10 protein-coding genes are annotated in these 6,949 nt (G+C 62.9%); 8 read left to right on the top strand and 2 right to left on the bottom strand.

What is annotated here, in order from left to right; translation table 11 throughout:
- From AC16XC_RS06875 to AC16XC_RS06845, 7 genes are all read left to right on the top strand, one after another.
- The coding region (locus AC16XC_RS06875) for an alpha/beta hydrolase family protein (RefSeq protein ID WP_484033909.1) at positions 1–453 on the top strand (453 nt) is incomplete at its 5' end.
- Positions 450–920: a hypothetical protein gene (locus tag AC16XC_RS06870; RefSeq protein WP_484033908.1), complete on the top strand. Its 471-nt coding sequence runs from the start codon at positions 450–452 to the stop codon at positions 918–920. The genes AC16XC_RS06875 and AC16XC_RS06870, both read left to right, overlap by 4 nt.
- A 44-nt stretch (positions 921–964) precedes the next feature.
- On the top strand, positions 965–1,594 hold the full coding sequence (locus AC16XC_RS06865; RefSeq protein ID WP_484033907.1) for a glutathione S-transferase family protein: 630 nt from the start codon (positions 965–967) through the stop codon (positions 1,592–1,594).
- Between the two features lie 15 nt (positions 1,595–1,609).
- Positions 1,610–2,176 carry a cupin domain-containing protein gene (locus AC16XC_RS06860; protein ID WP_484033906.1) on the top strand — a complete coding sequence of 189 codons (567 nt, stop codon included), beginning with the start codon at positions 1,610–1,612 and terminating at the stop codon, positions 2,174–2,176.
- Positions 2,173–3,138, top strand: coding sequence for a fumarylacetoacetate hydrolase family protein (locus AC16XC_RS06855; protein ID WP_484033905.1), 966 nt, complete (start codon positions 2,173–2,175; stop codon positions 3,136–3,138). The genes AC16XC_RS06860 and AC16XC_RS06855 overlap by 4 nt, the downstream gene beginning before the upstream one ends.
- A gap of 42 nt (positions 3,139–3,180) precedes the next feature.
- Entirely contained in the window at positions 3,181–3,963 is a 783-nt protein-coding gene (locus AC16XC_RS06850; RefSeq protein WP_484033904.1) for an acetoacetate decarboxylase family protein, read from the top strand.
- A gap of 78 nt (positions 3,964–4,041) precedes the next feature.
- Positions 4,042–4,320 (top strand): hypothetical protein, encoded by a 279-nt coding sequence (locus AC16XC_RS06845; RefSeq protein ID WP_484033903.1) that lies wholly within the window; start codon positions 4,042–4,044, stop codon positions 4,318–4,320.
- Here AC16XC_RS06845 and AC16XC_RS06840 read toward each other — a convergent pair.
- Positions 4,317–5,246 carry an alpha/beta hydrolase gene (locus AC16XC_RS06840; protein ID WP_484033902.1) on the bottom strand — a complete coding sequence of 310 codons (930 nt, stop codon included), beginning with the start codon at positions 5,244–5,246 and terminating at the stop codon, positions 4,317–4,319. The genes AC16XC_RS06845 and AC16XC_RS06840 overlap by 4 nt on opposite strands.
- A gap of 132 nt (positions 5,247–5,378) precedes the next feature.
- Positions 5,379–6,284, bottom strand: a complete 906-nt coding sequence (locus AC16XC_RS06835; RefSeq protein WP_484033901.1) for a carboxylesterase family protein — start codon at positions 6,282–6,284, stop codon at positions 5,379–5,381.
- A 330-nt stretch (positions 6,285–6,614) separates the two neighbouring features.
- Between AC16XC_RS06835 and AC16XC_RS06830 the strand changes: the two genes are divergently transcribed.
- A partial coding sequence (locus AC16XC_RS06830) for a nuclear transport factor 2 family protein (RefSeq protein WP_484033900.1) occupies positions 6,615–6,949 on the top strand: 335 nt, incomplete at its 3' end.

The following is a 6,949-nucleotide window of genomic DNA, read 5'->3' as shown; positions in this document are numbered from 1 at the left end:
GGGCATTTCGCCCCGCGCGCGGTCGCCTTCGAGCCGCGCTTTGCCAGCGGGGCAGTCTGGGGCGCGAACCATAATTGGCGCGAAGTGCAGGACAGGCGTATCCGCCGCGAGGGCGAAAACCCGGTCCCGCATTACTGGCAGCATGTGTTCTGGGCCTTCGGCGCGAGCGACATGGACGATTTCCTCAGCCGGTCGGCCGAAATGACCCTCGACGGGGTGATGGAGCGGATTTCCGTACCCTTCCTTGTCACCCACGGCGCGAAGGACCGCCAGATCAGCGTCGATTATGCGCATCAGTCCTATGACCGGCTGGTCAACTCGCCGCGCCGCGAGCTCAAGATCTTCACCGAACGCGAGGGCGGGGTCGAGCATGTCGGGGCGGACAACATGTCCTTCGGCCGCGACTATATCGCCGACTGGTTCGCCGAGACGCTGGGAGGACAGGCAGCTTGAGCAGTACCGCGAATCGACTGCGCTATGTCCGGCGCGAGACATTGGTCAGCGCCCTGATCAACGCAGTGATCAGTGTCGGATTCTTCCTCATTGTCTTCGGTTTAAGCGCGCCAGTCCCGGTTTGGGGACTCGGCAATTACGTTTTTGATTTTCTCCCGCAAGGTTTTGCTGTTTCCTTCTTCGGTAGCCTGGTTCCGGCTCAAATGGCTGCAAGGGCGTTGCCTAAGGAAGCCGTTGCTTCCGGCATCGATCCAGCGCCCTCATTCGCCGCATCGCTGGGCAATTCAGTCGTGAAGGGTGCTGCAGCCGGTCTGGCAGGAACATTGCTGTTCGCGGCCCTGTTTTGGCTTTTCGGTCTCCAGGAACTCGCAACGGGACCAGCGCTGGCGATCAAGCTGTCCTACGGCGCCCTTCTCGGCGGAAGCGTGACCTGGCTGACGCTTACCCGGTTGTTGGTTGCGCGATGACCGCTTTGCCGATCCTCCACTTCGCTCCAGGGACTTGCGCGCGTGTGCCGTTGATCGCGCTCGAGGAGATTGGCGAGCCGTTCGAAACTCGGCTGGTGGCGTTCATGGCGGGCGGCCACCGCAGGCCCGATTTCCTGGCCAAGAACCCGGCGGGCAAGGTTCCGGTGCTCGAATTTGACGATGCAGTGCTCACGCAGAACAGCGCCATCCTGCAATTCCTCGCCAGGAAATTTCCCGAAGCGAAGCTGCTGCCCTTGACCGGCGACCCGCTCGGCGATGCGAGCGTCCAGGCGCAACTCGCCTGGTTTTCCGCCGATCTTCACCCGCTCGTTACCCGCATCCGTATGCCCCGGTTCCTTTGCGACCTCGAAGGCGGCCCGGCGCGGGTGCGCGAGCTGGCAGGCGAGGCGATGGCATTCCAGTTGCGGTGTCTTGAGGACGACCTCGGCAAGCAGCCCTGGGTGCTGGGCGAGGCGTGGTCTCTGCTCGATGCCTACCTGTTCTGGGTGTGGTTCCGGATTACCGGCGCGGGCTTTCCCGAAGACCAATTCCCAAACATCGCCGCGCATCATGAACGGATGCGCGAACGGCCGTCCGTCCGGCGCACGCTCGCTCGCGAGGCAGCCGCACTTTCCGAACTCGAAGTGGCCGGTCTTGCCGTCCCCCTGGATTGATAGAGGATCCCCCATATGCCGATTGCACCGTTTCGCCGGATTGTCACAGGACACGACGCCGAAGGTAATGCCATCTTCCTGGAAGACGGGCCGCCGCCGCGTGTCGCCAAGATCGGCGAGGAAATCGGACCTTGGTTCTACGAAGTGTGGAACACGCGCGAAACGCCGGTCAGGATCACTGCCAATGGCCGCGAGCCAGCGGAGGAGCGCATCGTCCTTGCCCCGCCGAAAAACGGCACGCGTATCCGGGTGCTCGACATCCCGCCCGAAGACGACCGGATGGAAACAATCAGCCCAGAGGAAGCCAAGGCCCATTTCGCGATGATCGGTGCAGGCGACGCGTCGTCGTTCAAGGACGCGCACGCGCGGCATGCCTTCATGCACCGGACCGAAACAGTGGACTACGGCATCGTGCTGGAAGGGGAGGTAACCCTCATCCTCGACATCGGCGAGACCGTGGTCCGCGCGGGCGACATCGTCATTCAGCAAGGAACGAACCACGGCTGGGCCAACCGCTCGGGCAAGAATTGCCGGATTGCCTTCATCCTGATCGACGGTGAGTTTGCGGAAGGCCTTTCGTGAGACTTGCCACTCGCCCCAACGGTACTCCCGATGGAGAGCTGATCGTCGTATCGGCGGACGGCGCAAGGTGCCGGCCGGTCGGTGGCAGATGGACTTGTCTCAGGCTTGCCCTTGAACACTGGGGCGAGGCCGAGCCGGACTTGCGGGCGATCAATCCCGAAGACGGTGAATTGCTGCCCCTCGCGAACCTCCTCGCTCCCATGCCGCGCGCCTGGCAATGGCTCGACGGATCGGCTTTCCAGGCCCATGCCGACCTGATGCAGGTCGCCTTCGGCCACGAGAAGATCGAGCATGCCAGGCCGCTGATGTACCAGGGCATGTCGGACCGCTTCCTCGGCCCGCGTGAGGATGTGCCGTTCCCCGACGAAGCGCTCGGGATCGATTTCGAGGGCGAGTTCGGCGTGATTGTCGATGCTGTCCCGATGGGAACGGGCGCCGGCGAGGCGTTGAAGCACATCAAGCTGGTCGTCCAGATCAACGACTGGTCGCTGCGCGCGCTGGCGGTCGAGGAGATGAATACCGGCTTCGGCTGGGTCCAGGCCAAGCCCGCCTGCTCGATGGCGCCATTCGCAGTGACGCCCGACGAGCTGGGCGATGCGTGGCGCGACGGGCGCGTCTGCCTCGACCTTGAAATCGACTGGAACGGAAAGCGTTTTGGCGCCGCCAATGGCCGCGAAATGGCGTTCGGTTTTCACGAACTGGTCGCCCACGCCGCAACCACGCGCGATCTGGTAGCGGGCACGATCATCGGCTCGGGTACCGTCGCGAACTCCAATTACGCCGACGTGGGCTCAAGTTGCATTTCGGAGCGACGTGCAATCGAAATCATCGCCAAGGGCAAGCCGGAAACCTCCTTCCTGGCATTCGATGACCGGGTTCGCATGGAGGCGCGCGCCGAGGACGGGAGCGCACCCTTCGGCGCGATCGACCAGATCGTGGTCCGTCGCGGCGAGGCCATTTGAGCAATGCCGGCTTCAGGCGATGAGCTTGAGCCGAAGTATCGCATGCCGCTCGCTTTCGGGCCAGCACCTGGCCCGCGAAACCTTCCCGCCAACCAGCGTCGTCGCCGCTACGAAAAGGAACTGATTTCGTTCACGATTTCTGCGCGTACGGATGCAGACCTGCTGGTGCGGTTCCTGCCTGAAGGGATTTCGCTCACAGGTGAAGCCCGGCTTGAAGTGAGCGTGACTTGCTTCCGCAAGATCGGCTGGCTTGCCGGCCGCGGATACGACATCCTCATGGTCCGCATTCCGGCATGCTGGGAGGAGAGCGGTGCCGCGCATTCGGGATATTTCGTACCGGTCGTCTGGGAAAACATGGCCGATCCGATCATTACCGGCCGTGAAGAGCTGGGCTGGTCAAAGATCTATGCCGATATAGACGTGTCGTCCGCAGGCTTCGATTCCTGGCATTGCCTGGCATCATGGGATGGCCACCGCTTCTTCGAATTGGAGGCGGCCGGCTTCGAGGTCTTGTCTACGAATGGATCGCCACCGCCGCTTCCGATGGTCTTCGAAAAGTATGTTCCTGCAACCGGGAGCCCCCTCTCGCCCGACGCCCGTTATCTGACGATCAACGAACTCGAGGGTCCGCCTCCGCTTGTCCGGTCAATCGCCAAGGGATCGGGCACATTCGGCTTTCGCCCGGCCACGTGGGAGGAAATGCCGACACAATTTCCGATCGCAACCGCACTCGCTTCGCTTCCGCTACACGAGTTTAGCAGCGTGATCCGGCTTGAAGCCTCAGGGGGTGGCGACGGCAGTGGCCAAAGGAAGCTTGCCATTTGAGTCCATGCCCACGCAGGCGAGGAATTCGATCTCGACTGGACGAGCCTCGCCGATCCTGGGCCGACGCTGGCGGTCTATATGGGCAAGAAGGCCGCGCCGCTGGTCCCGGCGAAACTGATCGAGGACAGGATGCGCCGGATTGCGACCCGGCTCGACCTGCTGCCGCTCGCGGCACGGATAGCGCCGGGCGACCCTCCGGGGTTGATCCTGATTGGGCAAGCCATGGCGCAGGATGGGTTGCCCAAAGCCAGCATGGCGGCGCAGAGACAATTTGCCCGCAGACTGCCCACACCGCCATTTGATATCTGCAAACGCGTCCTTGGCTGGTCCCCTGGCCTCGAGTTGCGTCGCGGCTAGTCCTTGCGGTCGAGGAAGCCGTGCATCTTGAGCCAGCTGGCGAAGGCAGAGAACCAGCCGGTGCTGGTGGTCGTCTTGTTGTACATGCCGAAGCCGTGGCCGCCTTGCTCATAGAGGTGGAACTCGACCGGCCTGCCGGCATCGCGCCAGCTCTGAATGATTCCGAAGCCGGCATCGCCGAACAGCGGATCGTCCGCCGCCAGCGCAACGAACAGCGGCGGGGCGTCGGCGGCCACGTCCACCTCCGCCATGGGTCCGTAGATGTCGCCAAGGAAGGCAGGGTCGGCTTCCTCCACCGCAAGTTCGGTGGCCATGGTCAGCATCGCACCGGCGGAAAAGCCGATCATGCCGATGCGATCAGGATCGATTCCCCACTCGTCGGCCCGGGCACGGACAAGGGCAAAGGCCGCTCGCGCATCGTCGAGCTGGGGCTTCATGCCGGCCGCCGCCTGTCCGGCGGACAGCGTGCCCAGTCGCGGCGGCGGCCCTTCTGCCGGTTGGCGCGGCCTGGCAAATTCCTCAAGATCGGGCGGCGTCTGGTTGAGCCGGTATTTGAGCACGAAGGCAGCGACACCCTGCGCAGCCAGCGCCTGGGCGACATGCCAGCCTTCGTTCTCCATCGACAAGGTCTGGAAGCCGCCGCCCGGGGCGACGATTACCGCGGCGCCACTTGCTTTCGCCGGATCGGGCAGGAAGGGCGTCAAGCTGGCTTCGGTGACATTGCGCGCGAACGGGCTGCCATATTGGCTGTGCCAGCTTTCAGATGCGGTGGCGCCAGGCAGGGGTCCGGTACCGAGAGGGATCGCGTCAGGCTGGTCCGGAATGGCAATCGCAGTCATCTTGTCGTTCTGCGCAGAGGCGGCAATGGCGCCCGCGGCGAGCACAAGTGCAGCCAGGCAGCTCGCCAGGCGTCGTGGTGCGAACATTATTACCCCTTTCCAATATGTTGCTGTCGTATCAGCCCGAATGGACTGCGGAACGTAACCATCCACGATCAGCGGTCAACTACTGGCAGGCTCGAAGAATCGTTCTCTTGCGTTGCAACTGACCGAGTCAATTCACTGCGGTGGCTCAGGTCTGCGCGGCGGCATTGGAGTTGGCGGGGGCGTGCGGACGTTCTCTGCGAAAAAGCGAAAGATCTCAGGCATCGATGCCCCGATGATCGTGCCGTGATCGAGCCCCTCCATTTCGTGGTATTCGTGCTTCATCTCCAACTTTTCCATCGCCGCCGCCCAGGTGCGCACGGTATCGGGAGGAACGACATTGTCTTCAGCACCTTCGGTGAGCATGACCGGCACACCAGCGTCTTTCAACGGTGCAAGGATCTTCTCCTGGGTTGGCTGCATCATGAAGGCCGCAGGCGCGATCGACGCGATCGCTGCCCAGCGGTCGGCGTGCTTCTGGCCGAGATAGAAAGTGCCCGCGCCTCCCATCGAATGGCCGAGCAGATAGGTCCGATTGGGATCGATGTTGAATTCGCTGGTCGCAATAGCGGCAACATTGAGCACATCGAGTTCGCTCAATTCGGCCAGGTTCGCCGGCTCGACCCCATTGGGTCCGAACGCAATGACGGGCGAGCCGTACCAGCCCACCTCGTTGTAGCCCATCGGCCCAACCACGACGTAGCCATTCTCTTCGGCGAGATCGACCAGCCGGTCGCGGACGATAAAATTGGCGTCGCCGCCCATGCCGTGAAGCGCGACAATCAGGGGCGCAGGATTCTCGGGATCGACCTTGCTCGAAACGAACACGTTGTAACGCATCTCCTCGCCGGTGGCGGCGAGCACATAAGTGCGCTCTTCGACCCGCGGGTCGGCGGGAATGGTCATCGGGAATCGCGGCGGGCCGTCCACGCTGCGCGGCGGAGGACCGTTTTGCGCCTGCAGCGGCAGCGATGCGGCAAGACCGCCGGCCATCAATGTCGCCAGGGTGAACAGCCTCAATGTCGTCCGCGCAATTTTCATGCCTTCCCTCCGCTGATTGACTGGTACCGGGCAGGTTCGCCCGTCTTCGCAATGGATTGAACGAGTGTGGCAAGCGGCAAAATAGTGCTCACAATTGCATGCACGGGAGAACCCCTGGTCCATGGGCAACTTCCTGGGGCGATTCAGGGCACTATTTTCAGGAGTGCCGGAAATAGCACAATGGCCGCTCGCTCTGGGGGAGACAGGATGCTGGGAACGATTCCTTGGCGCTTGCTTGTGGTGTGCCTCCTGGTTGCCTCCTGCGCGAGTTCCGCAGGGGATTCGCAGGCTCCGGGAGCAACTTTCGAGACGGTGGCGAAGGACATCTTGGTGCATTCGGACCCCCTGTCATTGCTGGACGATGGGGATCCGCAACTTGCTGCCAACAAGCGGCTGGTGTTCGACATGTGGCGCGGGATCGTCAATGCCGGTCATATCGAGCTGGCCGACGAGTTGCTTGCCGAGGGCTACATCCAGCACAGCCCTGTACTCCCTACCGGGCGTGACGCCTTCAAACAGATCTTTTCCGCTGTGCCGCGGCTTGAGGCGGTGCCTGAACTGGTCAGCCCGCCCTTGGTTGCGATGGTCGCCGAAGGCGACAGGGTGATTATGGCGATGCGCGAGGAATTGCCTCGGCCGGATGGCAAGGGGGACTATGCGTCGGT

The sequence above is a fragment of the Candidatus Andeanibacterium sp. genome (genome assembly GCF_057143545.1).
The sequence above is the reverse complement of the archived record's forward strand: the minus strand, read 5'-3'. Positions and strand labels throughout refer to the sequence as shown.